The 25,348-nt window shown below is 37.0% G+C and carries 20 protein-coding genes and 1 other annotated feature; of the genes, 9 read left to right on the forward strand and 11 right to left on the reverse strand.

Annotation, left to right across the window (positions count from 1 at the left end):
• Nucleotides 1-14: 14 nt before the first annotated feature.
• A complete protein-coding gene (gene prdC, locus BMX10_RS09505) occupies nt 15-1,304 on the reverse strand; it encodes a proline reductase-associated electron transfer protein PrdC (RefSeq protein ID WP_244272687.1) in 1,290 nt (429 codons plus the stop codon).
• Nucleotides 1,305-1,681: 377 nt separating this feature from the next.
• Nucleotides 1,682-3,445, reverse strand: a complete 1,764-nt coding sequence (gene prdR / locus BMX10_RS09510; RefSeq protein WP_090442973.1) for a sigma-54 dependent transcriptional regulator PrdR — start codon at nt 3,443-3,445, stop codon at nt 1,682-1,684.
• Between the two features lie 170 nt (nt 3,446-3,615).
• On the opposite strand from prdR, the gene rd reads away from it, so the two are divergent.
• Together rd and BMX10_RS09520 are read left to right on the forward strand one after the other, a co-directional pair.
• On the forward strand, nt 3,616-3,777 hold the full coding sequence (gene rd, locus BMX10_RS09515; protein ID WP_090442976.1) for a rubredoxin: 162 nt from the start codon (nt 3,616-3,618) through the stop codon (nt 3,775-3,777).
• Nucleotides 3,778-3,951: 174 nt separating this feature from the next.
• Nucleotides 3,952-4,845, forward strand: coding sequence for a DMT family transporter (locus BMX10_RS09520; RefSeq protein WP_090442979.1), 894 nt, complete (start codon nt 3,952-3,954; stop codon nt 4,843-4,845).
• A 133-nt stretch (nt 4,846-4,978) separates the two neighbouring features.
• Here BMX10_RS09520 and yihA read toward each other — a convergent pair whose 3' ends face one another.
• From yihA to lonB, 3 genes are all read right to left on the reverse strand, one after another.
• Nucleotides 4,979-5,605 (reverse strand): ribosome biogenesis GTP-binding protein YihA/YsxC, encoded by a 627-nt coding sequence (gene yihA, locus BMX10_RS09525; RefSeq protein ID WP_090442984.1) that lies wholly within the window; start codon nt 5,603-5,605, stop codon nt 4,979-4,981.
• Nucleotides 5,595-7,946, reverse strand: coding sequence for an endopeptidase La (lon, locus tag BMX10_RS09530; RefSeq protein ID WP_090442987.1), 2,352 nt, complete (start codon nt 7,944-7,946; stop codon nt 5,595-5,597). Before lon ends, yihA begins: the two co-directional genes overlap by 11 nt.
• Before the next feature lie 260 nt (nt 7,947-8,206).
• Complete coding sequence (lonB, locus tag BMX10_RS09535; RefSeq protein WP_330387872.1) at nt 8,207-9,892, reverse strand: ATP-dependent protease LonB; 1,686 nt, start codon at nt 9,890-9,892, stop codon at nt 8,207-8,209.
• A gap of 167 nt (nt 9,893-10,059) precedes the next feature.
• On the opposite strand from lonB, the gene BMX10_RS09540 reads away from it, so the two are divergent.
• A complete protein-coding gene (locus BMX10_RS09540) occupies nt 10,060-10,608 on the forward strand; it encodes a chromate transporter (protein WP_090442993.1) in 549 nt (182 codons plus the stop codon).
• A complete protein-coding gene (locus tag BMX10_RS09545) occupies nt 10,595-11,119 on the forward strand; it encodes a chromate transporter (RefSeq protein ID WP_090442996.1) in 525 nt (174 codons plus the stop codon). Before BMX10_RS09540 ends, BMX10_RS09545 begins: the two co-directional genes overlap by 14 nt.
• A gap of 64 nt (nt 11,120-11,183) precedes the next feature.
• Here BMX10_RS09545 and clpX read toward each other — a convergent pair whose 3' ends face one another.
• Genes clpX through tig form a run of 3 tightly spaced genes read right to left on the reverse strand, consistent with a single transcriptional unit; the run spans nt 11,184 to nt 14,383 of the window.
• The gene (clpX, locus tag BMX10_RS09550) at nt 11,184-12,458 is read right to left on the reverse strand and encodes an ATP-dependent Clp protease ATP-binding subunit ClpX (RefSeq protein ID WP_090442999.1); all 1,275 of its coding nucleotides are present in this window, start codon (nt 12,456-12,458) and stop codon (nt 11,184-11,186) included.
• Between the two features lie 24 nt (nt 12,459-12,482).
• Nucleotides 12,483-13,067 (reverse strand): ATP-dependent Clp endopeptidase proteolytic subunit ClpP, encoded by a 585-nt coding sequence (gene clpP / locus BMX10_RS09555; RefSeq protein WP_090443002.1) that lies wholly within the window; start codon nt 13,065-13,067, stop codon nt 12,483-12,485.
• A 26-nt stretch (nt 13,068-13,093) separates the two neighbouring features.
• A complete protein-coding gene (tig, locus tag BMX10_RS09560; RefSeq protein WP_090443005.1) occupies nt 13,094-14,383 on the reverse strand; it encodes a trigger factor in 1,290 nt (429 codons plus the stop codon).
• Nucleotides 14,384-14,874: 491 nt separating this feature from the next.
• Between tig and BMX10_RS09565 the strand changes: the two genes are divergently transcribed.
• From BMX10_RS09565 to BMX10_RS09575, 3 genes are read left to right on the forward strand one after another with little or no spacing between them, the layout of a single operon-like run.
• Nucleotides 14,875-16,029 carry an ABC transporter ATP-binding protein gene (locus tag BMX10_RS09565; RefSeq protein ID WP_090443008.1) on the forward strand — a complete coding sequence of 385 codons (1,155 nt, stop codon included), beginning with the start codon at nt 14,875-14,877 and terminating at the stop codon, nt 16,027-16,029.
• Nucleotides 16,030-16,031: 2 nt separating this feature from the next.
• Nucleotides 16,032-16,664 carry an ABC transporter permease gene (locus BMX10_RS09570; protein WP_090443011.1) on the forward strand — a complete coding sequence of 211 codons (633 nt, stop codon included), beginning with the start codon at nt 16,032-16,034 and terminating at the stop codon, nt 16,662-16,664.
• Between the two features lie 23 nt (nt 16,665-16,687).
• Nucleotides 16,688-17,623, forward strand: a complete 936-nt coding sequence (locus BMX10_RS09575; protein WP_090443014.1) for an ABC transporter substrate-binding protein — start codon at nt 16,688-16,690, stop codon at nt 17,621-17,623.
• Between the two features lie 52 nt (nt 17,624-17,675).
• On the opposite strand, the gene BMX10_RS09580 is transcribed toward BMX10_RS09575, so the two are convergent.
• Entirely contained in the window at nt 17,676-18,620 is a 945-nt protein-coding gene (locus tag BMX10_RS09580) for a BsuPI-related putative proteinase inhibitor (protein WP_090443017.1), read from the reverse strand.
• Nucleotides 18,621-18,690: 70 nt separating this feature from the next.
• Nucleotides 18,691-19,680 (reverse strand): LacI family DNA-binding transcriptional regulator, encoded by a 990-nt coding sequence (locus tag BMX10_RS09585; protein WP_090443020.1) that lies wholly within the window; start codon nt 19,678-19,680, stop codon nt 18,691-18,693.
• A 262-nt stretch (nt 19,681-19,942) separates the two neighbouring features.
• On the opposite strand from BMX10_RS09585, the gene BMX10_RS09590 reads away from it, so the two are divergent.
• Nucleotides 19,943-21,286, forward strand: coding sequence for an aminotransferase class V-fold PLP-dependent enzyme (locus tag BMX10_RS09590; RefSeq protein WP_090443024.1), 1,344 nt, complete (start codon nt 19,943-19,945; stop codon nt 21,284-21,286).
• Between the two features lie 85 nt (nt 21,287-21,371).
• Nucleotides 21,372-21,851, forward strand: a complete 480-nt coding sequence (locus tag BMX10_RS09595) for a DsrE/DsrF/DrsH-like family protein (RefSeq protein WP_330387873.1) — start codon at nt 21,372-21,374, stop codon at nt 21,849-21,851.
• Nucleotides 21,852-21,893: 42 nt separating this feature from the next.
• Here the strand turns inward: BMX10_RS09595 and ileS are convergent, their stop codons facing one another.
• Complete coding sequence (gene ileS / locus BMX10_RS09600) at nt 21,894-24,998, reverse strand: isoleucine--tRNA ligase (protein ID WP_090443027.1); 3,105 nt, start codon at nt 24,996-24,998, stop codon at nt 21,894-21,896.
• 87 nt (nt 24,999-25,085) lie between these two features.
• Nucleotides 25,086-25,304, reverse strand: a binding site (T-box leader).
• Nucleotides 25,305-25,348 lie beyond the last annotated feature (44 nt).

Genomic DNA, 25,348 nt, shown 5'->3' on the forward strand with positions numbered 1-25,348 from the left:
TAGTTTTAATATATTTATTCATTTTCATTTCTTCTAACAAGTCTTGATCCTACAGCTCTAAGTACATGATCTGTACTATGATAAGTTGGAACCCCTAACCTAGGAGCTACGTTCATCACTGTGTTGGTTCAGTCTCCACAGGTGCCTGTTAAAAGAACTTGTATCCCTTTTTTCTTCATATTGAGAACCTTTTCTGCTTGTCCAGGACATATGCCTGGTTGATCACAGCGGTATCTACCATTAACTTCTATCATTCTTTTACACTTTTCTTCTGCTACCACCTCAGCCCCCATGGCTTTGGCAATTTCCTTCAGTCTTTCCTCTTGAGCTCCACATTCACATGCTAGGATACCTATTTTTCTAGTTTCCTGTGGGAAGGGCATGGAAACCAAAATCCCACCTAATGTTTTGGTGATAGGAGAGGTTTCTTTTCCTGGAGTTCCTGTGTAAGGTCCTCCCAGTGTAATCTCTCCATAGGGCTTTACATAACCGCCACAAAGTTCAATATACTTCCCTACTGGTTCTCCCAGAGGTACATCTAAAAATACTCTTCCCTTTTTAGCATCCTTTACTCTCCCAGCTACTGTTAAGTCCTTCGTAATATAAGGCTTTCTTAGTTCAATAGCATTAGTAATATGCTTTAAGGTTTCTACATTTTGAATTACTGCTTTTGCTTCCATCGGCAGTTTTCCTGGCTCTAGTTCAATGCCTAGAACCTCTCTGACGATTACTCTTTCATCGCCGGATGGATACATATCAGGTAAGAACTTCACTTCTATATCTGGCTCTATAGAAGAAGCTTTTTTAAGAGCTCTTACAGCTTTTTGATATTTAGCCTTGATGGCAATGTAACCCTTTGAAGCATTGGTGATTTCCTTAATATACTTAAGTCCTCTCACCACTATCTCCGGCTCCTCCTCCATCAGCTTTAGATTGTGGCCCAAGATTGGCTCACACTCGGCACCATTGGCAATCACATAACCTCCCTCAAGGTTGACATTTAGTTTTACATGGGTTGGGAAGCCTGCTCCACCTGCACCTACAATACCTGCTTCTTTAATCGCCTCTAGTTTATCCTCAGTGGCTTTGATCTTTATATAATCATGGGCTTGGTCCTCTTTAGGCTGAATGGTGATAGCTTCCTCAGTGATGGCTTCAATAACACCGTGTACACTGGCATGAATGTTTGCTCCTAAACCCTCTGGAACAGCTATCAATTGTCCTTTTTGAACCTCATCTCCTACATGGACAAGCGCTTTACAAGGAGCACCCACATGTTGTTTTAATGGCAAAATAATTTTCAACTTTTTCACCTCCTTGAATCTCACTTTATATTATGAGCAATTACCGTGCCAATTTTTATTGCACTTTATTTTTCTACAGATTTTTTCTATAGCAATCATTTCCATTGTTGCTATTTCAAGACTTTGTTATTTAATTATCTTTGTATTTTGTGAAATATAGTTTTTTGTTAAGGTTTTTCTTCTCCCAAAGGTGTCCATGGTCTGACACTTATTTGGGAAAGGTATCACTAGTTTTTCTTTTAAACATTGTCGAAATCTGTTGAATTGAAGGTTTTTTCTATGGAATCAGTTCGCCAAAATTCAAAGCGTCAGTGTGTTGACGCATGTCAACACACTGACGCTTGTTTGAAGATTCTACTTTTATTTTGTTAATATTTCTATAAATAATCCACTAAATCATAAAATTTTATTTTATAGTATAAGGTGCTCCTGGGAATATTTAATAGCTTTGCAGCCTGCGCTTTGTTGCCTTCAGCTGTCTCCATAGCCTTTCTTATGATACCTATTTCAATATTTTTAACATTCTCTTGTAAATCATATCCTATCTCAGTTTGTGTTTTTTCTGTTTCACCCTGTAGCTGCTCTGGCAAACTGTCTACACTTATTTCTCCATCCTTTGAAAAGACTACTAAATGCTCTACCGTGTTTTTTAGTTCTCGAACATTACCAGGCCAATCATAATGCATCAGTGCTTGGAAAACTTCAGGGGTTATTTGAGGTGCAGCAATATTATTTTCCTTGCAAAACTCTTGGATAAAATGCTTTACAAACATAGGAATGTCTTCTTTTCTCTCTTTTAAGCTTGGCATCTCTAAGCCCACAACATTTAATCGATAGTACAGATCCTCTCGAAAGCTGCCTTCCTTCACCATCTTCTTTATATTTCGATGGGTAGCAGAAATAATCCTTACATCGATGTCGATAGGCTTATCTCCACCTACTCTCACCACCTGTCTTTCCTGTAATACTCTCAAAAGCTTTGCCTGCATATACAAAGGCATATCTCCTATTTCATCTAAAAATAGGGTGCCTTTATGGGCTAGCTCTACTTTTCCTATCTTTCCTTTATTCAATGCCCCAGTAAAGGCGCCTCCCTCATATCCAAACATTTCACTTTCAAAAAGGTTTTCTGGTATGGCACTGCAATTAATCGCTACAAAAGGTCCTTTTCTCCCGCTTGCTTGATGGACTGCCCTTGCAAACACTTCCTTTCCGGTACCACTTTCCCCCATAATCAATACACTGCTATTGGTTTTTGCCACCTGCATTCCCTTTTGAATCCTCTCCTGTATAGCATCACTTCTGCCTAGGGTTTGTCCAAAGGAGTATTTATCTTCATTGATTTTATTTACTTCCATTTGTAGGTAGTCTAGCTTCTCTTTAGTGGCTTCCAGCTCTAAGGATAGATTCCTTACCTCTGTTATATCTCTGTCGGTGGATACTGCCCCTACAAATTCTCCACTGATAAATATAGGAATAGCGCTGATATTGACATAGCTTCCCTTCCTAGGACTATGGATAACATTCTCAACTGATTTTTTATTTTCTAATACCTGTAATAGCAGACCGGTTGGGAATAGTTCCTCCAGCTTCTTTCCTACGATTTCTTCTTCCTTTACCCCATAAAGCTTTTCGGCTTTTCCACACCATAATATCACGATGCCTTCCTTATCCACCACACATACAGCTTCATGCAGGTTATCTAATATATAGCCAAAGGTTTCCCTCATCTCATCAATTTTTGAGTAGACCTTATTTAAAATGTCTCTTACTCTTATGATTCCCACCAGCTTATTGTTATACATTACTGGTAATCTACCAATGCTTTTTTTCTGCATGATATTTCTAGCTTCTATCGCTTTGGCATTTCCTTCTATAACAACAACATCCTTGATAGCGAATTTTCCTATTGCATCATCAAAGCTATTCTTTTTAGGAACATCCTTCAATATTTGCATGATATCCATAAAGCTTATAATCCCGCAAAGCTTTTCTTCTTTATCTATCACTAATATGTCCTGAATATTATTATCCAACATTTTTCTCATGGCATCTCTCAAGGATGTATCTTGATGAAGCTTTAGAAAATCCTCTGTCATAATGTCCATTACCGTATAATTGTCCAGTCTATCTAATAACATAGCACCCTCCTTATAATAAGCAGTGTCAATATCCTTCTCCTACATTATATAGGATGTTTTCATAAGTTTCAAAGTTTTAATGTTTAGCCCTATTAGATAGGGGGTATAATCCAATTGTAATTACATAGAATAAATATTATAAATTATCTTGAGGAAGGAGTTTTGTTGAGATGCAAAAATATGTATGTGTACCATGTGGCTATGTTTATGACCCGGAGGTAGGAGATCCAGATTCAGGTATTGCTCCCGGAACAGCTTTTGATGATATTCCTGATGATTGGGTATGCCCAGTTTGTGGTGTTGGTAAGGATATGTTTGAACCAGAAGAATAAGATTATTTATAAAAAGCCACTGTTGTGGCTTTTTCTTATATACAGGATTGCCTCTAAGCATAGAAGATATGCTTTTTTTATTTTTAAAATATATTTTGTTTCTTGGTAAAATATTATAGAATAGAAGGAGTGGAAGGATAAAAAATGTACCACTATTGAAGGGAGTCAATCAATATGTCAAAACAGTTAAAAGCAGATTTAGCATTGCTGGGGGTTACCATAATATGGGGGTCTTCCTTTATTTTGTCTAAAAACTCATTAGATCATCTAGCCACCTATAATTTCCTTGCCATTCGTTTTATCATATCCGCCTTACTATCCTCTATCATTTTTTATAAAAATATCATCAGCATAAAAAAGGATACTTTAAAATATGGCTTTTTAATAGGAATTATTTTATTTACAGGCTATGCTTTCCAAACAGTAGGGCTGAATTATACCACAGCTTCTAAATCTGGCTTTATTACAGGATTTGCTGTAGTTATAGTTCCAGTATTATCAGCATTGCTGTTAAAGCTCAAGCCTGAAAGGGCATCAGTAATAGGGGTTGTTTTGGCCTTAATAGGCTTAGGCTTCCTTACCTTAGATACTACACTTTCCCTCAATATTGGCGATTTTTATACTTTTATCGGTGCCTTAATGTTTGCACTTCATATTATCACTGTAGGAAAATATACAGTAAAGGTAGATTCTATTGCCTTGGCTATCATACAAATCGCCACAGTAGGTATACTTAGTCTTTTATTCACCTTTACCATAGAGTCTCCTATCATACCGACAGGAGCAGAGGTATGGACCGCCATCTTGATTCTAGCAGTCTTAGCTACATCCGTTGCTTTTATTGTTCAAAATGCTATGCAAAAATTCACTTCTCCTACCCACACAGCCCTGATTTACTCTGGAGAGCCTGTATTTGCTGCTATGTTTGCCTATATCCTAGCAGGGGAAGTTTTAACAAAGAGCGGCATTTTTGGTGGTGTATTGGTACTAATGGGTATGATTATAGCTGAGTTAGATTGGAAAGCAATCTTCCTTAAACAGAAACAAAAAAGACTTCAAAACAGTTAAAGTTATTGCAAAATCAATTTTTCTTTGTTGTAAACCAAAACCCCAGCACCCTCACGTACATATACGCTACGGTTGCTGGGGTTTCTTGCACCCTAAAGCTAATTAGCACTTTAAAAAATCTATTCCAGATATATTATTGCTTTGGCGCTTCCTCTATCGTAATAGGCAATTGTCTGCTGGTAAATAAATCTGCTATACTATCCCATAAAACATCTACACCCTCTTTTTTTAAAGAAGATATCGGAATAATTTTATCTTCTTTCGACATCTGCAGTTTTTGGCGAATAATTTTAAAATGTTTTTGTCTTTGTCCTCGAGGTATTTTATCAGATTTAGTTGCAATGACAATGGTGCCAAAGCCGAAATGCCTGATCCAATCATACATCATCTTATCATCATTAGAAGGTTCATGGCGAATATCCACTAGAAGCATTACCTCCTGTAGATTTTTTCTAGTGCTTAGATAGGTTTCTATACTTTTTCCCCAAGAAGCCTTTTCACTTTTTGAAACCTTTGCATATCCATATCCCGGCAAATCTACTAGATAAAACTCCTTGTTGATGACGAAAAAATTGATGGTTCTTGTCTTGCCAGGGGTACCGCTGACCCTTGCTAGTTTTTTTCTACCCAGCATTGTATTGATAGTAGAAGATTTTCCAACATTGGATCTTCCCACCATTGCAATCTCCGGTAATAAATCCTCTGGGTATTGAGTAGGGACTACTGCACTGGTGACAAAGTCAGAGGTTTTAATCTTCATTTTTTTCTCCCCTTTTCAGTGCATGCTCCAGCACCTCATCCATATGCTCTACAAAGACAAAATCCATTTTTTTCTTTACATTGTCAGGCACATCCTCTAGGTCTCTTTTATTGTCTATCGGTAATAATACCTTTTGTATCCCTGCCCTTTTTGCAGCTAACACTTTTTCCTTAATGCCTCCTACTGGCAACACCCTACCTCTCAAGGTGATTTCCCCAGTCATGGCTACGTCCTTATATACTGGAATATCCGTTACTGCAGAAATCACTGCTGTTGCCATGGTAATTCCGGCAGAAGGACCATCCTTTGGTGTAGCACCTTCAGGAATATGTATGTGAATATCAAGATTGGTATGAAAATCTGAATCTATGTCTAATGCTTCTACTCTTGATCGGATATAACTAATACCAGCTTTGGCAGATTCCTTCATTACATCCCCTAGCTGTCCCGTCAAGACCAGCTTACCATTTCCTCGCATAGGTGTTACTTCTATAGAAAGAGTATCTCCACCCACCATGGTCCAAGCTAAGCCTCTAGCAATACCAACTTCATCTTTTTGGCTGATCATCTCATATCGATAAATTGGGTTGCTTAGATATTTTTTTAGGTTAGCAGGTGTGATTTTAATTGTTTTTAGCTTTTCCTCCACTACTCTTTTGGCTACTTTTCTACAAAGATTAGCAATCTGTCTTTCTAGGTTCCTTACCCCTGCTTCTCGAGTATAATAGTTGATGATATCTCTTAATGCCTTTTCAGATACCTGTAGATTTGCAGGCTTTAAACCATGCTCTTTTATCTGTTTAGGCAATAAATACTTTGAAGCGATATTTAACTTTTCTTCTTCAGTATAGCCAGCGATGCGGATAACCTCCATACGATCCAAAAGTGGTCTTGGTATCGTATCTAAGGTGTTAGCAGTAGTTATAAACATTACTTTGGATAAATTAAATGGCATCTCCATAAAGTGATCGGTAAAATCATGATTTTGTTCAGGATCCAATACCTCTAACAAGGCAGAAGCTGGATCTCCTCTAAAATCACTGGCTAATTTGTCTACTTCATCTAATAAGAATAAGGGGTTTTTTGTGCCAGCCTGTCGAATAGAGGAAATGATTCTACCGGGTATCGCTCCTACATAGGTTCTCCTATGCCCCCGGATTTCTGCTTCATCCCTCACACCACCTAGGGACATTCTGACAAATTTTCTGTTTAATGATCGGGCAATGGATTTAGCAATAGATGTTTTCCCCACTCCGGGAGGTCCTACTAAGCAAAGAATAGGTCCCTTCATAGATTTTGCCAGTTGTCTAATGGCTAGGTATTCTAGGATTCTTTCCTTCACCTTTTTAAGTCCATAATGATCTTCATCTAAGATAGCTGAAGATTTTTTTAAGTCTAATCTATCCTTGGTTTCCTTATTCCAAGGTAGATTTAAAGCCCAATCTATGTAGTTTCTGATAACACCTGTTTCTGCAGAGGCTGGTGATAGCTTCAACAATCTATCAATTTCCCTCTCTATTTTTTCATGAACATCCTTAGGGAATTTCAGTTTTTTCAGTTTTTCCTTGTAATCTGCTACTTCTTCAACAACCCCTTCATCTTCCCCTAATTCCTTCTGAATAGCCTTTAATTGTTCTCTCAAGTAGTATTCTTTTTGTACCTTATTAATCTGTTTTTTTACGCGACTATTGATTTTCTTTTCTATTTGTAAAATTTCAACCTCTTCCAATAGAATCTTGTACAATTTTTCTAATCGCTCTAATGGATCAAACGCTTCTAAAATCTCTTGTTTCTGGCCAGGCTTGATAAAAACATTGGAGGCAATTGTATCCGCCAATCGCCCTGGCATTTCAATCTCAGCAATGGTAATAAGGATTTCTGGTGAAATCTTATTGCTGATATCTACATATTCCTCAAAAGCATCGATAACACTACGCATCAAAGCCTCTGTCTCACTATCAGTGGTTACTTCACTTTGATAGCTTCTTTCCTCTATTTCCACTTGAAAATATGGGGTTTCTTGTAATACATTTACAATCTTTCCTCTAGAAATCCCCTCCACTAAAACCCTTATGGTATCCCCAGGCAGCTTTAGCATTTGTTTGATTTTTGCAATAGTTCCCACTTGATAAATATCATTTAAAGAAGGAGCAGTGATCTCAGCTTCTTTTTGAGAAACTAAAAAAACCAGCTGATCATGCACCATGGCTTCCTCTAAGGCATTGATAGACCGCTCTCTCCCTACATCAAAATGAATTACCATATATGGAAAAACAGTTAGGCCCCTTAAAGGTATTAGAGGCATTGTTCGACTTGAAATGTTTGTTTCTTTTTCTTCCATACCATCGTCTCCTTTTATCAAATTACACAGTTGATTATTATTATAACTTTTTATACTGCTTTTTTCAATATTTTACCCTAATTTCCATTATTATATCAAGTATTCAAGAAAAAAGTAAGTAAACTACGTCCAGACTACTAAAAGTCTTATTACATCTAAGTGGAAAGAAAACCTAGCCACCGCAATGTATATAGAAATACATAAAAATGACTGGGTTTTTCAAATATTGAAAATATGGAGACTTGTCAGCAATTGTGATTCTATTCTTTATCTTTGTTTCCTAGTGCAGCAGCAAAGTCCACTGTCTCTGCAGGAGAGATGACATTACTTTTCTTAGACTTTATTTCCATTGCCAATTTAACAACCTCTGTAACATGATCTACGGGAATAACTTCTATATTTAATTCCTGGAATCTTTCCTGATAGTTGTCTTTAGGTATTAGTACCCTTGTACATCCTGCTTCCTTTGCTGCATTTATTTTGGCAGTGATGCCTCCTACGGGTTTCACAGAGCCTCGAATAGAAACTTCTCCCGTCATGGCCAAATGATTATCAATAGGTTGATTGGTAATAGCTGAGTATATGGCTGTTACCATAGTAATCCCTGCAGAAGGCCCATCGATAGGTACACCTCCTGGAAAATTGACATGAATATCATAGTCCTTAGGATCTACCTGAAAAAACTTTTTAATCACTGTTATCACATTATCTACCGAATCAGAGGCAGTACTTCTTTTTTGAAAGGATCTTCCTGGAGCATTGGTTTCTTCTCTATCAATAATACCAGTAACAATAATCCTCCCCATTCCTTTAGTAGGCAGTTCTATAGCAGATACTTCTATCTCTATCATCATTCCCATATTGGGACCATAAACAGCTAAACCATTGACATATCCAACTGATGGTTCTTTTCCCACTTTTTTAGCAGGTCTAGGACTATAGTTTCCACTTTCTATCACCCATTGGACATCCTGTAGAGTTATTTTTTTTCTTTTTTCTGTCAAAGCTAACCCGCCTGTTATTTGGATGATGTTTACAGCCTCTCTTCCATTGGTAGCGAATTTTTTTATTTCCTCTACTGCTCTTTCCTCTATATCAAATTCACTTTTTTCACAAGCATTTTTCGTAATACTTCCTATTTCCTCTGGAGTAAGTGGACGAAAGTACACTTCAACACATCTCGATCTTAAGGCTGAAGATAAATCTCCAGGGGATTTTGTGGTTGCCCCTACTAACCTAAAATCTGCTGGTAATCCCTTCTGAAATATTTCATGAATATGCTGTGGAACATTTTCATCCTCAGCATGGTAGTAGGCACTTTCTAAGAAAACCTTCCTATCCTCCAAAACCTTCAAAAGCTTATTCATTTGAACAGGGTGTAATTCTCCAATTTCATCTAAAAAAAGCATTCCTCCGTGGGCCTTTGTTACAGCACCAGGCTTCGGCTGAGGAATTCCTGCCTGTCCTAATGGTCCTGCTCCCTGGTAGATGGGATCATGTACTGAGCCCATTAAAGGATCTGCTATTCCCCTGTCATCAAACCTCAAAGTAGTAGCATCCATTTCTACAAACTTAGATTTTTGACTAAATGGCGATATCTCGCTTTTTTTTGCTTCCTCTAATATTACTCTTGCAGCAGCAGTCTTTCCTACCCCAGGAGGACCATAGATAATAACATGCTGAGGATTTGGACTGCATAGAGCTGCTTTTAATGCCTTTAAACCGTCTTCTTGACCTACTATATCCTTAAAACAAGAGGGTCTGGTATGCTCCGATAAAGGTATCGTTAAAGCATTCTCTCGTAGTTCCTTTAGTTTCTCAATCTCTTTTCTTGATTCCTTTTCTATAGCTGCTTTATTTCCTTGTTGATTTTTCAAAAGGCCCAAAAAGTAAAGTCCAATAACTACAGCAAAAAAGAACTGGACTAGATAAAAAACATTTGGCAAAATATGACCTCCTTTCATTGTCCTATGATTTTAGTATGTACATAGCAAAGCTATTTATCCTGCAGGAAAAGCTGTCATTATAAGTAACTTTAGGTAATTTCATTCAAATTTTAATATCAATTTGTGTTATACTATTATTATTGAATACATCTGTAGGAGGCTATAATATGAAGGAGTATTTCAAGTTGTTCAGTATCTTTTTTCGAGTTGGCGCCTTTACCTTTGGTGGTGGATATGCTATGATTCCAATTATCCAAAAAGAGATCGTTGAATCTCATCAACTAATAGATGAACAGGATTTTCTAGATATCATTGCTGTTTCTCAAAGCTTACCAGGACCGGTGGCAGTCAATACAGCGGTTTTTGTAGGGTATAAATTGAAGGGAATATTTGGGGCTATAGCTGGTCTATTAGGAACTGTGTTGCCTTCTTTGTTGGTGATTTTACTACTGGCTGTGTTTTATAATAACATCAAAGATATTACTGCTATTCAGTTGTTTTTTCAAGGGGTTCGTCCAGCTATTGTAGCCTTGATTCTGATGTCTGCCTTAAAGCTTTCTAAATCTATTTCTAAAACATCTTTTAATATCAGCATCATTCTTTTTGCATTTATCGCAGTTGCTCTACTAAAAGTGCACCCTATTCCCGTGGTAGTCCTATGTGCTGTAGCAGGATTAATCCATAGAAAAAAGGAGGGAGAACATGGCCTTCATTAGATTGTTTTGGGTTTTTTTAAAGATAGGCGCCTTTAGCTTTGGCGGCGGTTACGCAATGCTGCCTTTGATTGAGGAAGAAGTAGTACATATACATCGTTGGCTTTCTTCAGTAGAATTTGTTGACATCATTGCTATATCTCAAATGTCACCAGGCCCTATTGCTATCAACGCTGCCACCTTTATAGGCTTTAGACAGCTTGGAGTTATAGGATCTATCGTGGCTACTACCGGTGTAGTTTTTGCTTCCTTTTTCCTTGTTACAACCTTAGCCCATTTTATCATTAAATATAAAAATGCCCCCTTTATTGAAGGTGTTTTTTCTGGTATCCGCCCTGCTGTGATTGGCCTAATTTCCGCTGCCTGCGTTTCTCTGTTTCAAACCTCTGTAGTAGATATGAAGGGCTTTGCTATCGGCCTTATTGTTTTAGCTATTTTATACAAATCCAAGCTTCACCCCATCGGCATTATTATGCTTTCAGGTGTCATGGGAATTGTTATATATTCCTTTTAAAAAAAATAAAAAAATCCTAACGAGAATGGTTTCATTCTGCGTTAGGATTTTTTAATTGTTTTATTTAAGATGCCGATTCCTTTGGCTTCTTTTTGCTCTTTGTTGTATCAGTACTTTTTAATACGATTGTTGGCTCAGTTCCCTTATCAACGGTATCCTTAGTAATGACTACTTTATCGATATCATCTCTTGATGGAATGTCATACATAATATCCATCATCAGACCCTCCATGATACCTCGCAATCCTCTAGCACCAGTCTTTCTTTCTATTGCTTTTTTAGCAATCAGCACTAAAGCTTCATCTTCAAAATCTAAATCCACATCTTCTATATCAAACAACTTCTTGTACTGTTTCACAAGTGAATTCTTAGGTTCTGTTAAAATCTGAATTAGTGCATCTTCATCTAACTGGTCTAAGGTTACTACTACTGGTAATCTACCAACAAATTCAGGAATTAACCCATACTTTAATAAATCTTCTGGTTGAATTTGTTTTAGCAGAGCTCCCATGTCTATCTTTTGCTTACTGGGGATTTCTGCACCGAAGCCCATAGATTTCTTTCCAGTTCTCTTTTGGATAATGTTGTCTATCCCATCAAAAGCTCCACCACAGATAAACAAAATGTTGGTTGTATCTATTTGTATAAACTCTTGATGTGGATGCTTTCTACCACCTTGAGGAGGTACGCTTGCAATAGTTCCCTCTAGTATTTTTAGCAGGGCCTGTTGCACACCTTCACCACTTACATCTCGAGTAATGGATGGATTTTCTGATTTTTTTGCTATTTTATCTACTTCATCAATATAAATAATACCTTTTTCGGCCTTCTCTATATCATAGTCTGCCGCTTGGATTATTTTTAGTAAGATGTTTTCTACATCTTCACCTACATATCCAGCTTCAGTAAGTGAAGTAGCATCAGCAATAGCAAAAGGAACATTTAATAGCTTTGCTAAGGTTTGTGCCAATAGTGTTTTACCTGAACCAGTAGGTCCTAGCATAACAATATTGCTTTTTTGAAGCTCAACATCTTCACTTTTTACTTCCATATTTACTCTTTTATAATGATTATATACAGCAACTGCTAAAGCTTTTTTTGCTGGTTCCTGTCCTATAACATATTGGTCCAATATGGATTTAATTTCCTTTGGCTTAGGTAAATCCACTAAGTCAATATCAAGATTTTCATCAAACTCTTCTTGGATAATTTCTTGACATAATTCTATACACTCATCACAAATGTATACATTAGGACCAGCAATCAGTCGTCTTACTTGATCCTGAGATTTACCGCAAAAGGAGCATTTTAATTGCTTCTTATCTTCAAATCTAGACATCTTTACACCTCTCTTAATTCGCAATTATTTTCTTGCGGTGATCACTTCGTCTATAATACCGTACTCCTTTGCCTCGGTAGATGACATGAAAAAATCTCGATCAGTATCTTTTTGAATACGTTCCATAGGCTGCCCTGTTCTTTCTACTAAAATCTCATTAATGGTATCTCTTGTTTTTAATAATCTCTCAGTATGGATACGTATATCCTCTGCCTGACCACGAGTTCCTCCTAATGGTTGATGAATCATGATCTCAGCATTGGGTAAAGCATACCTTTTTCCTTTTTTTCCTGCTGCCAGTAGGAAGGCACCCATACTGGCGGCCATGCCAATACATATAGTAGAAACATCAGGCTTAATGTAGTTCATGGTATCATAAATAGCCATTCCGGCAGTGATAGAGCCTCCTGGACTATTTATGTAAAGCTGAATATCCTTATCTGGATCCTCTGCCTCTAAAAAGATTAGCTGTGCTACAATCAAACCTGCTGTAACATCATTTACTTCATCGTTTAAAAGAATAATTCTATCCTTTAATAGTCTTGAATAGATATCGTAGGATCTTTCCCCACGGTTGGTTTGTTCTACTACCATTGGTACTAATGCCATGTTACATCTCCTCCTAATATTATCCTTTATGCTATTTTAGCGTTATCTACTAAGAAGTCGATGGTTTTCTTTACAACAATATTATCTTTAATGTAATCCATATCTTGGTCTCTCAATGTTTCCTTCAATTTGTCAACCTCTTGCTTATATTGTTCTGCCATCTTTTCAATTTCTTGGTTTATTTCTTCTTCAGTAGCTTCGATGCTTTCTAGCTGGCTAATTTTTTCTAGTACTATTTGTGTTTTTACCCTTTTTTCGGCATCCTCACGCATTTGATTTCTTAAAACTTCTTCATTTGCACCTGTCATTTGATAATAGTAGTCTAGATTTAAGCCTTGATAGCTTAAAGTATATTCAAACTCCCTTAGCATGCTGTCAATACGTCTTTCTACTACTGCCTTTGGTAGTTCAACTTCTACCTTATCTGTAATAGAATCTACTACTTTATTTCTTAATTCCTGCTCTGTCTTATTTTTTGCTTCTTCTTCTAGCTTTGTCTTAGTATCCGCTTTTAATTCCTCTAATGTGTCAAACTCCGATACATCTTTAGCAAATTCATCATCTAGCTGAGGCAGTTCTTTTACTTTGATCTCATGAAGCTTCACTTCAAATACAGCATCTTTTCCTTTTAATTCTTCACTATGGTATTCTTCAGGGAAGGTAACCTTTACCTCTACTTCATCTCCTATGTTGGTACCAATAAGCTGTTCTTCAAACCCTGGAATGAATTGTCCTGAACCAATGGTTAGATTTTGTTTTTCTGCTGTGCCGCCTTCAAAGGCTTCTCCATCAGTCATTCCCTTATAGTCAATGGTCACTATATCTCCTTCTTCAACTGGTCGATCTTCTATAGTAACCATTCTAGCATTTTTTTCTACTAAGGCATCTATTTCCTTTTGAACATCCTCTTCCTGTACATTATACTCTATTTTATCTACTTCTATACCTTTGTAGTTATCTACAACCACCTCTGGCATAACTTCTAAAGCTACAGTTAATACTACATCCATACCCTGCTGAATCTCTTCTATGTCCTCAATTGCTGGAGAATCTACAGGATCAATATTATGCTCTTCTAAAGCTGCTTCATAAACCTCAGGAAAGGTTGTGTTGATGGCTTCTTCATAAAAAATCTCTGGGCCATAATTTAACTCAATAATTTTTTTCGGTGCTTTTCCTTTTCTAAAACCAGGAATATTAAATCTTGATTTCATTTTATTATAGGCTTTATTTGTTCCTTCTTGGAATTTGTCGGCACCTATGACTACCTTTAATGTTATTTTATTACCTTCTCTTTTGATTACTTCTGAACTCATTAAATGGTCCTCCTCTAGTATTTAATTTTAACATTTATTAAGATTTATATTATTAAAAATAGTATATATGTTATTGAATTTTAACAACAAATAAGTAAAGTATTCAAAAAACATTTTTCCTATGTGAAAAAAACATCCATAATCTATTAATTGGATGTTTAACACATTATTGTTCTACTTATCATTTTAATACTATCTAATTATACTATTATTGTCAACATCAATAAACCTTTTTTAAGCTGTATTTATGATATTTTTTTATAGGATATTGAAAATGGTTTTTTTTTCTATATTTCTGCTTATACTAATGGTTAGATAGGTCAACTCAGCTTTCTATAATTTGACAAGCCCTAGCTTTACCTTTATAATAATGAACCAACTCTGCCTAGTGCTGAGTTCCTATAAAGTACTTGTTTATTTTTATGAAGTGAAAATTCATATGTAACAACTATTTTATCCTGAGTAATAAAATAAGAAGGGAGGATGAGTATTTGATAGAGTTTAAGAAAGTAGTAAAATCCTATGATAATCAAATCAAAGTAGTAAATGGGTTAGACTTTAAAATCAATGATGGAGAGCTTGTAGTGTTGATAGGAGAAAGTGGGTGTGGCAAAACCACCACCATGAAAATGATCAATCGTTTAATCGAGCCTACTGGTGGTGAAATCCTCATCAATGGTAAGAACATTATGAGTATCAATCCCATTGAGCTTCGGAGGAACATCGGGTATGTTATCCAAAAAGTTGGATTGCTTCCTCATATGACGGTTGGAGACAACATCGAGTTAGTTCCATATTTGCAAAAGTGGGACAAGAAAAAACGTAGAGCCAGAGCAGAAGAGCTGCTTGATTTAGTGAATTTAGAACCATCTCAATACATAGATAGATATCCTAATGAATTAAGCGGAGGTCAACAGCAAAGAGTTGGGGTTGCCCGTGCTTTGGCAGTGAACCCTGATATCATTCTAATGGATGAACCCTTTAGTGCAGTAGACCCTCTTACCCGTGATCAACTTCAAGAAGAACTTTTAAAGCTGCAGGATGAAGTAAAAAAAACCATTGTATTTGTAACCCATGACATGGATGAAGCCCTAAAGCTTGGGGACAGGATTGCTGTTATGAGAGACGGTAAAATAATACAATATGATACTCCTGAAAATATCTTGAAAAATCCCGTAGATGATTTTGTAGAGTACTTTGTAGGTAAAGATAGACTATGGAAATCGCCGGAGATGCTTTTTGCTAAGGATATCATGAATAAGAAGCCTATCATGATTTTACAGGATAGAACACCTGCTAATGCAGTAGAAATCATGAAGGAAAAAAATGTAGAATATCTATTGGTTGTAAATCAAGTAGGCGATCGACCGAAAAAACTGCTGGGTATTGTTACTCCGAGAGAGCTAAGTGGCAAAGGAATATCTCAATATAAAATGAAGGATATCATGCGGACACAATTCACCACTGTTACTGAAAAAACAAGTATGGTACATGTACTGCAAACTATGAAGGACAAAAAAATAAAAAATCTTCCCGTTGTCGGAGAAGAGGATGGTTATTTAAAGGGATTAATCACCCATACCAGTATATTAAATATCCTAACAGAAGCTATTTCTGTTTATGATGATGATAGGGAGGGGTATTAAAAATGACCTTTTGGGAATTTTTTATGGATCGTTTACCGGATGTTATGAGTCAAACATTAAGACATTTACAGATCACTGGTATCTCTGTAGCCTTTGCTATTGTTGTTGGTATTCCTTTAGGGATTTATATTACTCGTAATAGACACGCAGCAAAATATATACTAGGTGTGGCTAATATATTTCAAACCTTACCCAGCTTAGCTCTTTTCGGGTTGTTGATTCCTTTATTAGGTATAGGCATACGTCTAGCTGTTTTTGTATTGTTTCTCTATGCTTTACTTCCCATCATTAAAAACACCTATACCGGTATCATAGGAGTAGATTCTGCTATTTTAGAGGCTGGTAAAGGAATGGGTATGACCTCCCGTCAACTGCTCACTATGGTGGAAATACCTCTGGCTCTACCAATCATGATGGCAGGGATTAGGATTTCTACCGTTATTAACATCGGTACTGCTACGATTGCAGCTCTCATCGGAGCTGGTGGATTGGGTTCCTTTATCTTTAGAGGTATTTCTATAGGTAACAACAATTTGATTTTAATAGGTGCTATACCGGCAGCCCTATTGGCTTTATTTGTAGATTGGCTTTTAGGTGTATTAGAATACCGTATCACACCTAAAGGCATTAGATAATAAATTTAAGAGGAGGATGAGGAATGAATTTTTTAAAGAACAAGAAAATTTTACTTTTTATTTCTATGTTTTTGGTATTTAACTTGGTGTTGGTTGGTTGTGGTGGAGGTACCGCCACTGAAGATGAGAATGGTGAAGAACAGGTTGCTGCTGGTGAAATCACTATTGGCACTAAAGACTTCACTGAATCCATTCTATTAGCAAATATCTTTAAGGTACTTATCGAGGAAAAGACAGACCTACAAGTAAATGTTACTGAGCTAGGGGGTACAATGGTTGCTTTTGAAGCTTTGAGAAATGATGACATCCAGATGTATCCTGAGTACACTGGAACAGGTTATATCACTATTTTAGGTCATGAAGAAATATTGTCACCAGATGAAACCTACGAAATCGTTAAAACGGAATTTATGGATCAATGGGACTTAGAATGGTTAGGAGAACTAGGCTTCAACAACACCTACACTTTAGCTTTACGTCAGGATAGACTTGATGAATTAGGGATAAGCACTTTTTCAGAGCTTAACGAAATAGCTGGAGAATTGTCATTAGGAGCAACCATGGAGTTTGTAGAAAGACAAGATGGTCTTCCAGGTTTACAGGCGGCCTATGGATTTGAATTTGGAGATGTAGTAGACCTTGATGCTGGTTTAATGTACACTGCTGTTAGAGAAGGCCAAGTAGATGTCATCACTGCCTTTGCAACAGATGGTAGAATACCTGCATATGAGCTAGGGATTCTAGAGGATGATTTGAACTTCTTCCCACCATATTTTGCAGCTCCCCTAGTTAGAGCAGATGCATTAGAGCAATATCCAGAGTTAGCAGATGTATTGGCAGAGCTAGAAGGACAAATCGACGATGAAACCATGGCTGAACTAAACTTCCAGGTAGACGAAGCCGCACTTAGAGAAGAAACAGTAGCTAGAGACTTCCTACAATCTATAGGATTGATATAATAATATATGCAAAATAAATAAGGTGATCCATGTGGATCACCTTATTTATTATTTATTTTATGTGCAAATCCATTATGGTAGTCAATTGTTGTTTTTCTATCTCCTCTTCCATCAGCAAGACCGTTATAATCGCCTGATACTCTCCTGCAGGAACAAGGTTGCCTTCATTATCCTGCAGATCCCATGTATCCTGCCAAGAGATGCTTTCTCCAGCTTCAAGGGTTTTCATGATTAAGGCCATGGTAAAAAATTTGTCATGGGAATAGGTATACACCTTCTCTTCTTTCTCATTGATAATCTCTATTTCAAATTGCTGTCCAGAGGAAAACATAATCTCTCTTTTTTCATCACTGATATTGGTTAATTCAAAGTCAAAAACAACACTAGCATCTTTTATTTCATAAGCAGCAGTTGTGGTAAATTCCTTTGTCATTCCTTCACCATTCTCCACTTCATCTTTATCTTCTGTGTTTTCTTTAAGAATAGCATCCTTTGTGTTTGCAATCAACGTAACTGCTTCCCCAAAGGTAACTGCATCCTTTGGTACAAACATGCTATCTCCTCTTCCTTTTGCAATACCATGGAAATAAGCAACCATAACATTGGTCCTATAGTCAAAATCAATTTCATCTGTATCGTTATACACCAAAATCATAGGCAATATCATTTCCTCAAGATTGGTATCCGTCTTTTCTGCCCATATTTCTACCATAGTACTTACTACCTTTTCTCTAGTAGTTTCTTGTATTTTTTGTGAAAAATCTTCGTCAATGGTAGCTTTTATTAATTCTTCTAGCTCCTGGGATGAAATTATATCTCTTAAAGACTTATTCTCCATGAAATATTGGATTCCATAAGCTTCCTCAACCCTGGTGGCAAAGGGTTGAGCCCAATGATTCTCCTTTTCCTGCTTGGTGGTAGCTCCAAAGGCTGTTATGGCTGTTGTTAACATTAAAGTTCCTGCTATAGTTAAAGATAATATTTTTTTCTTTGTCATAGTAAATGCCTCCTTATAAAATGATTTCTTTACTATGTAAGACGAAGATCCTTAGATTTTGTTCCATCTTTTAGCTGCTTTCTCTTTCAATAAAGCTATAGTTCAGTAAAACCTTTTTATTGTCTAAGGTTTCGTCGTTCAATATCTTTGTCAATACCCGCATTCCTATCGCTCCCATCTCATACATTGGCTGCGCAATGGTGGATAAAGACGGATACACCTTTCCTGCCATGTCAATATTATCAAATCCTACTATTGCTAATTCATCAGGTATAGCAATGCCCTTTTCTAAGGCTGCTCTTATGGCACCAATAGCCATTTCATCACTAGCAACAAAGATAGCTGTTGGTCTATTTTTAAAATCTAGTAGCTTTTTAGCACCCTCGTAACCACTCCTGAAACGATATCCACCTTCAATTATTAGTTCTTCTACGTATTCTATATCTGCTTCCTGTAATGCTTTTTTATATCCTTCTTTTCTTGCTAGTCCAACTACAGGATCATATTCTTTGCCTGTTATCATACCGATTTTTTTATGACCTTTTTTTATTAGATAATTTATAACATCTATACTGGCCTGGTGATTGTTAATTGTCACAGAAGGCAAATCCCCATAATCAGTACCAATCAATACAATAGGTATATCGGATTTCTGAAACTTTTCTCCTAGCTCTAATGGTATAAGATTTCCCATAAATATGATACCATCTACTTGCTTTTCCTCTAATGCGTCAAAATACTGGACCTCTTTTTCCTTATCTAGGTCAGTATTACATAAAAAGATATTGTATTTATACATATTGGCTACATCTTCAACACCTCTTACAACCTCTGGGTAAAACTGATTTGATATATCTGGAATCATGATTCCTATTGTCTTGGTATTTTTAATTTTTAAACTTCTGGCAATAGCATTGGGTTTATATCCCAGTTCCTCTATTGCTTTTTCTACTTTTTCCTTTGTCCTGGGTCTTACAGCTTTACTATCATTCACTACTCTAGACACAGTAGAAATAGATACACCAGCTTTTCTAGCTACATCTTTTATATTAAATCTCATACACTGACTCACCTCTCTTTGACATCTTTTAGTTATTTTTAACCAATTTTATACCTTTCATAATTAAATGTCAATTGATAGTAACTACCTATTTTCTATCTTTACATAGATACCCTGAATCCAGAGATTTATTCCAGTTTCTTTAAAGGGTTATTTCTTTGAAAAAATTTACGTTAAAAAGGAGGCTCTACTTCTTTTATCACTCTTCTTTTATCAGATGCATAAAATGGTTAGAAGAAATCATTTTAGGTGGGTGATAAAAATGCAATACATAAAGCATTTTAATAGCTATAGAGGCTTAATTGCTGGTATTGATACCAAGATTCCCCTCATCAATGGCGCCTATACTACCGCCATCAATTTTGATAATGCCGCTACCACACCTCCTTTTCTTGCGGTTCTAGAAGAAATCATGAATTTCTCTCCATGGTATGCCTCTATCCATCGTGGTGCAGGCTATAAATCTCAGTGTTCTTCTACCTTATATGAAGAGGCCCGCAGCATTATTGGCAACTTTGTTGGTGCCGATCCTAATAAGCAGGAGGTAATTTTCTTAAAAAACACAACAGAGGCCATCAATAAATTATCCAACAGGTTGGTAAATCTTTATCCGGATGCAGTCATTTTATCTACCTGTATGGAACACCACTCTAATGACCTACCCTGGAGAAATAAATACACAGTAGACTATATCAACATAGATAAGGAGGGAAAGCTTTCACTAAGAGATTTAGAGGAAAAACTGCAGCACTATCAAGGAAGAGTGAAGCTGGTAGCTGTGACAGGTGCCTCCAATGTGACAGGGTATATGAATCCTGTCCATAAAATTGCTGCTATGGCACATGGCTATGGGGCGGAGATACTGGTAGATGGAGCACAGTTAGTTCCTCATGCGTCTGTTGATATGCTGTCACCAAAGAATCCTGGTCATATTGATTACCTTGTTTTTTCTAGCCATAAAATGTATGCACCTTTTGGAACCGGCGTTTTGATTGGACCCAAAAAGGTTTTTCAGCAAGGAGCTCCAGATTGCCCTGGTGGTGGCACTGTAGAGTTTGTTACCCATGATTATGTAAAATGGTTATCCCCTCCCTTGAAGGAGGAGGCCGGCACTCCAAATGTTATGGGGGTAGTGGCAACAATGGCTGCTATCAAGGTACTAAAGGAAATTGGGATGAATCATATAGAGGCCTATGAAAGACAATTAACAGATTATACCCTAACGCACCTAGAAAGAATCCCCAACATTCAGTTGTTTAATTATCATCAAGATAATCATCCCAAAGTAAGCATTATTCCCTTTAATATAGAAGGTATGTCTCATGACATGGTAGCCAGTATTTTGTCTCATGAAGCTGGTATTGCCGTTAGAAATGGATGTTTTTGTGCTCAGCCCTATGTCCAAAGACTTTTAAAGGTCCCTAAAGAAGAGGTTCAAAGAATCATGGAGGACGACACTCTACCTCATTTAGGCGTAGTCAGAATCAGCTATGGTTTATACAATACCTATCAAGAGGTTGATGCTTTGCTAAGGATACTCCGGGAAATTGCTGAAAATAGAAGCTATTATAAAGAAAAGTACAATAAAATCTTAGACTTTGGTTAGAATAAAAGGAGACTAAGCAATACCCGAATAGCAAATCAATAACCCTAGTGTCTATTGGGTTTTTAATGCAAAGGAGGCATTTTATTTGGAGAACAAAAGGATGAATCTTCTCATGTTTAGTGGAGAATATGATAAAGCGTTGGCAGCACTTATTTTAGCCAACTCGGCTAGAGAAATAGAAGTAGAGGTCACAATGTTTTTTGCTTTTTGGGGCCTATGCTTGCTAAGAGATCCTGAAAAAATGACTATGGAGAACAAAACCTCTTACGAAAAGATGTTTAGCATGATGACCCCAAAGGGTCCAGGTGAGCTTCCACTTTCCAAAATGGACTTTAGCGGCATTGGGAAAAGTATGCTTATTGAAATGATGGAGGATGATGACACTCCAGAACTAATTGCTTTTCTAAATGGTGCTGTAAAAAAAGGCGTACGTTTTTATGTATGCAAGCTATCTATGGAGATCATGGGCCTAAAAGAGGAAGAATTGATTCCTGAGATAGAGGTAGTAGATGCTAAAACCTACTTAAAAGATGCACTAGAATCTAATATGCAGTTGTTTATTTAAGAAATAAAATCTCCAGAGCTTCTCTGGAGATTTTAAAAGGTTTTATGCTTTTACTTTTTCAATTTTTATACCTGTCTCATGATCATTTAAGTTTTGCTTTTCAAAGGTATCGTCTTGCACGTTTTCAATGCTCACTGCCAGTATTTCCTGCATAATATATTCTTTATACAGCTCTACAGCCTTGAGGATTTCCTCGTCACCATCGAAATATACCTTGATATTATCAGCAACCTCGAAGTTGTGATTTTTTCTCATTTGTTGTACCTTTGATACAAACTCTCGCGCAAAGCCTTCGTCAATCAAATCCTGGGTCAAGGTTGTATCTAGGATAACAAATAAATTGCTTGCCATTTCTACCGTAAAGCCTTCTTTTGCAATGATATTGATCATCACATAATCCTTTGCAACCTCCACTGATTCTCCTTCTAGGTCCAGGGTGATCTTTTCGCCGGCTTCCAGCTGAGGTACTACAGTAGAAGCATCTAAGGAGGCCAAAGCTTTACCAAATGCTTTGATCTTGCTGCCTAGCTCAGGTCCTGCTACTCTAAAGTTTGGCTTTAAGCTGAAATCCATAAAGTCCTTTAGATTCTTTTCAAAATAAACTTCTTTAACATTTAGCTCCTCTTGAATCAGCGGTACTAAATCTCCGATGAGAGACTCATATTTACCATCCACCAAAATCTTCTGCAATGGCTGACGAACCTTAATCTTTGCTTGAGCTCTAGCAGCTCTGCCCAAGCCTACTAGATCTCTTACTAGGTCCATTTTCTTTTCTACCTCTTTATTAATCAAAGCAGTATCTGCCTCAGGATAATCTGCCAAATGCACCGATAAGCCCTCTGTTAGTTTTTGATACATTTCATCCGCTAGGAAAGGTGCAAAGGGTGCTACCAGCTTGGATACTCCCACAAGAATTTCATAGGTGGTATTGTAAACTGCTTTCTTATCCTCTGTCAGCTCAGTGGCCCAGAAACGTCTTCTAGCTCTCCTGATATACCAATTGGACAGGTCCTCGTTTACGAATTCTTGAATCTTTCTTACAGCCTTTGTTAAATCGTAAGCCTCCATATCCTTTCTTACTTCACCAATCAAGCTGTTGTATTTTGATAAAATCCATCTATCCAGCTCTGGACGCTCTTGGTGTTCAATAAAGAAATCCTTTGGATTGACTCCATCTGTATTAGCATATAGGGTAAAGAAGGCATATACATTTTCAATGGTGGTAAAGAACTTGCTTTGCACTTCTTTTAATCCCTCGATATCAAACCTAGTAGGTGTCCATGCAGGAGATACATGCAATAGATACCATCTAAGTGCATCGGCACCGTATTTATCAAACAACTCAAACGGGTCTACGGTATTTCCTTTGGACTTTGACATCTTTTGTCCATTTTTATCTAAAATCAAGTCATTAACTAATACATTTTTATAAGGTGATTTTCCCATAACAAAGGTGGAAATCGCTAATAATGAATAGAACCAGCCTCTAGTTTGGTCTATTCCTTCACAGATAAAATCTGCTGGGAATAGTTGATCAAAGTTTTCTTTGTTTTCAAAGGGATAATGATGTTGAGCAAAAGGCATAGCACCACTATCAAACCAGCAGTCAATTACCTCAGTTACTCTTGTCATGGTGCCTTCACAATCCTGACATTTCAAATGAATGTCGTCTACATAAGGTCTATGGAGCTCAACGGTTTCGTCAATATCCTCTATGGCCTTTTCAAGCAATTCTTTTCTTGAGCCTACAGAGGTGGTATGTCCACAATCACAACGCCAGATATTTAAAGGTGTTCCCCAGTATCGATTTCTAGATATAGCCCAGTCATTTAAGTTTTCTAGCCAGTTACCAAAACGTTTTTCACCAACATAATCAGGATACCAGTTAACAGAATTATTATTTTCAATCAATTGATCCTTTAGCTTAGTCATTTCAATGTACCAGCTTGGCTTTCCATAATAAAGCAGCGGTGTTGTACATCTCCAGCAGTGGGGATAGTTATGATCCATTTTTTCCTTTTTAAACAGCTTTCCTTCAGCGTGGAGCCATTTAATGATATCTACATCTGCATCAATAACAAATTGTCCTTCCCAAGGAGTAGTGGTGTATTTTCCTTCTTCACTTACTGGTTGCAGTACTGGTAAATCATATTTTCGACCTACTTGATAGTCATCTTCACCAAAGGCTGGTGCCATATGAACAATACCGGTACCATCGTCAGTAGTAACAAAGTCTGCATTGGTAACGAAAAAGGCTTTTTTATCAGGCTTTACAAAAGGCATCAGTTGCTCATACTCCATGTATTCTAGATCCTTCCCCTTTAGTTCCTCTAATACCTCGTATTCTTCGCCTATCACCTTTGTTGCCAATGCTTTTGCTACAATATATACCTTATCATTGTGCTTTGCTTTTATATAGGTTACTTCCGGATGCACTGCTAAAGCTACATTAGCCGCCAATGTCCAAGGGGTGGTTGTCCATGCTAAGAAATACTCATCAGCATCCTTTCTTTTCATAGGTACAATCACAGTATTGGACTTGATTTCCTTATAGCCTTGAGAAACCTCATGGGAGGCTAAGCCAGTTCCGCATCTAGGGCAATAAGGCAGGATTTTATGTCCCTCATAAATAAATCCTTCTTTAAAAAACTTATCTAAAATCCACCATACTGATTCTATATAGTCGTTTTCTAATGTGATGTAAGGGTTGTCTAAGTCAATGGAGTAGCCCATTCTTTCTGTCATTTCTCTCCATTGCTTTTCATAGGAGAAAACAGATTCTCTACACTTGGTATTAAAGGCTGCTATTCCATAGTTTTCAATTTCTGTTTTACTAGAAAGCTTTAATTGCTTTTCTACCTCGATCTCTACTGGTAAACCGTGAGTGTCCCATCCAGCCTTTCTTTTTACCTGCTCACCTACCATGGTATGATATCGACAAACAGAATCCTTTAAGGTTCTTGAAATAACATGATGAATCCCTGGTCTCCCATTTGCTGTTGGAGGCCCTTCAAAAAATACAAAGGATTTTGCTCCCTCGCGATTTTTTATGCTTTTGTCTAAAATATCATGTTTGTCCCATAATGCTGCGATAGTTTTTTCTCTCTCAACTACCGGCCCACTGGTTAAAGATTTAAATCCACTCATTTTTCTCATCCTTTCTCAGTAATGCTAATATGATAAATTTTATTTTATAATTTACACTGCCAAAAAATATAAAAAGTCCCTAATATACTTAGGGACGAATAGACCGCGGTACCACCCTGATTACAGAAACATAAGCTTCTGTCACTCCAATACATCATAACGTATGTCTACGGAAGCTCCTACTTAAGATTTCAGAACCTCTGCTCTGAGGTGATTTTCATAAAAGGTATCGTGATAATCTCTCACCACATGATTATCTCTCTGTAACCGTCTACTTTTTACTACTGCCCTCTTCTTAGCATTTATTAAAATATTTTGAGAACACAAACATCTTTTATGAATCTTCAAAA

It is taken from the genome of Natronincola peptidivorans (genome assembly GCF_900111615.1).
Taxonomy (GTDB): domain Bacteria; phylum Bacillota; class Clostridia; order Peptostreptococcales; family Natronincolaceae; genus Natronincola_A; species Natronincola_A peptidivorans.

Excerpts from the sequence above, each read along its gene's own strand:
- BMX10_RS09520 (WP_090442979.1), top strand. The coding sequence starts at position 3,952 with ATGTCAAAACAGTTAAAAGCAGATTTAGCATTGCTGGGGGTTACCATA.
- tig (WP_090443005.1), bottom strand. The coding sequence starts at position 14,383 with ATGAGTTCAGAAGTAATCAAAAGAGAAGGTAATAAAATAACATTAAAG.
- BMX10_RS09575 (WP_090443014.1), top strand. The coding sequence starts at position 16,688 with ATGAATTTTTTAAAGAACAAGAAAATTTTACTTTTTATTTCTATGTTT.
- BMX10_RS09590 (WP_090443024.1), top strand. The coding sequence starts at position 19,943 with ATGCAATACATAAAGCATTTTAATAGCTATAGAGGCTTAATTGCTGGT.
- BMX10_RS09585 (WP_090443020.1), bottom strand. The coding sequence starts at position 19,680 with ATGAGATTTAATATAAAAGATGTAGCTAGAAAAGCTGGTGTATCTATT.
- ileS (WP_090443027.1), bottom strand. The coding sequence starts at position 24,998 with ATGAGTGGATTTAAATCTTTAACCAGTGGGCCGGTAGTTGAGAGAGAA.
- BMX10_RS09540 (WP_090442993.1), top strand. The coding sequence starts at position 10,060 with ATGAAGGAGTATTTCAAGTTGTTCAGTATCTTTTTTCGAGTTGGCGCC.
- BMX10_RS09570 (WP_090443011.1), top strand. The coding sequence starts at position 16,032 with ATGACCTTTTGGGAATTTTTTATGGATCGTTTACCGGATGTTATGAGT.
- lon (WP_090442987.1), bottom strand. The coding sequence starts at position 7,946 with ATGGAAGAAAAAGAAACAAACATTTCAAGTCGAACAATGCCTCTAATA.
- clpX (WP_090442999.1), bottom strand. The coding sequence starts at position 12,458 with ATGTCTAGATTTGAAGATAAGAAGCAATTAAAATGCTCCTTTTGCGGT.
- prdR (WP_090442973.1), bottom strand. The coding sequence starts at position 3,445 with ATGTTATTAGATAGACTGGACAATTATACGGTAATGGACATTATGACA.
- yihA (WP_090442984.1), bottom strand. The coding sequence starts at position 5,605 with ATGAAGATTAAAACCTCTGACTTTGTCACCAGTGCAGTAGTCCCTACT.
- clpP (WP_090443002.1), bottom strand. The coding sequence starts at position 13,067 with ATGGCATTAGTACCAATGGTAGTAGAACAAACCAACCGTGGGGAAAGA.
- BMX10_RS09580 (WP_090443017.1), bottom strand. The coding sequence starts at position 18,620 with ATGACAAAGAAAAAAATATTATCTTTAACTATAGCAGGAACTTTAATG.
- BMX10_RS09545 (WP_090442996.1), top strand. The coding sequence starts at position 10,595 with ATGGCCTTCATTAGATTGTTTTGGGTTTTTTTAAAGATAGGCGCCTTT.
- rd (WP_090442976.1), top strand. The coding sequence starts at position 3,616 with ATGCAAAAATATGTATGTGTACCATGTGGCTATGTTTATGACCCGGAG.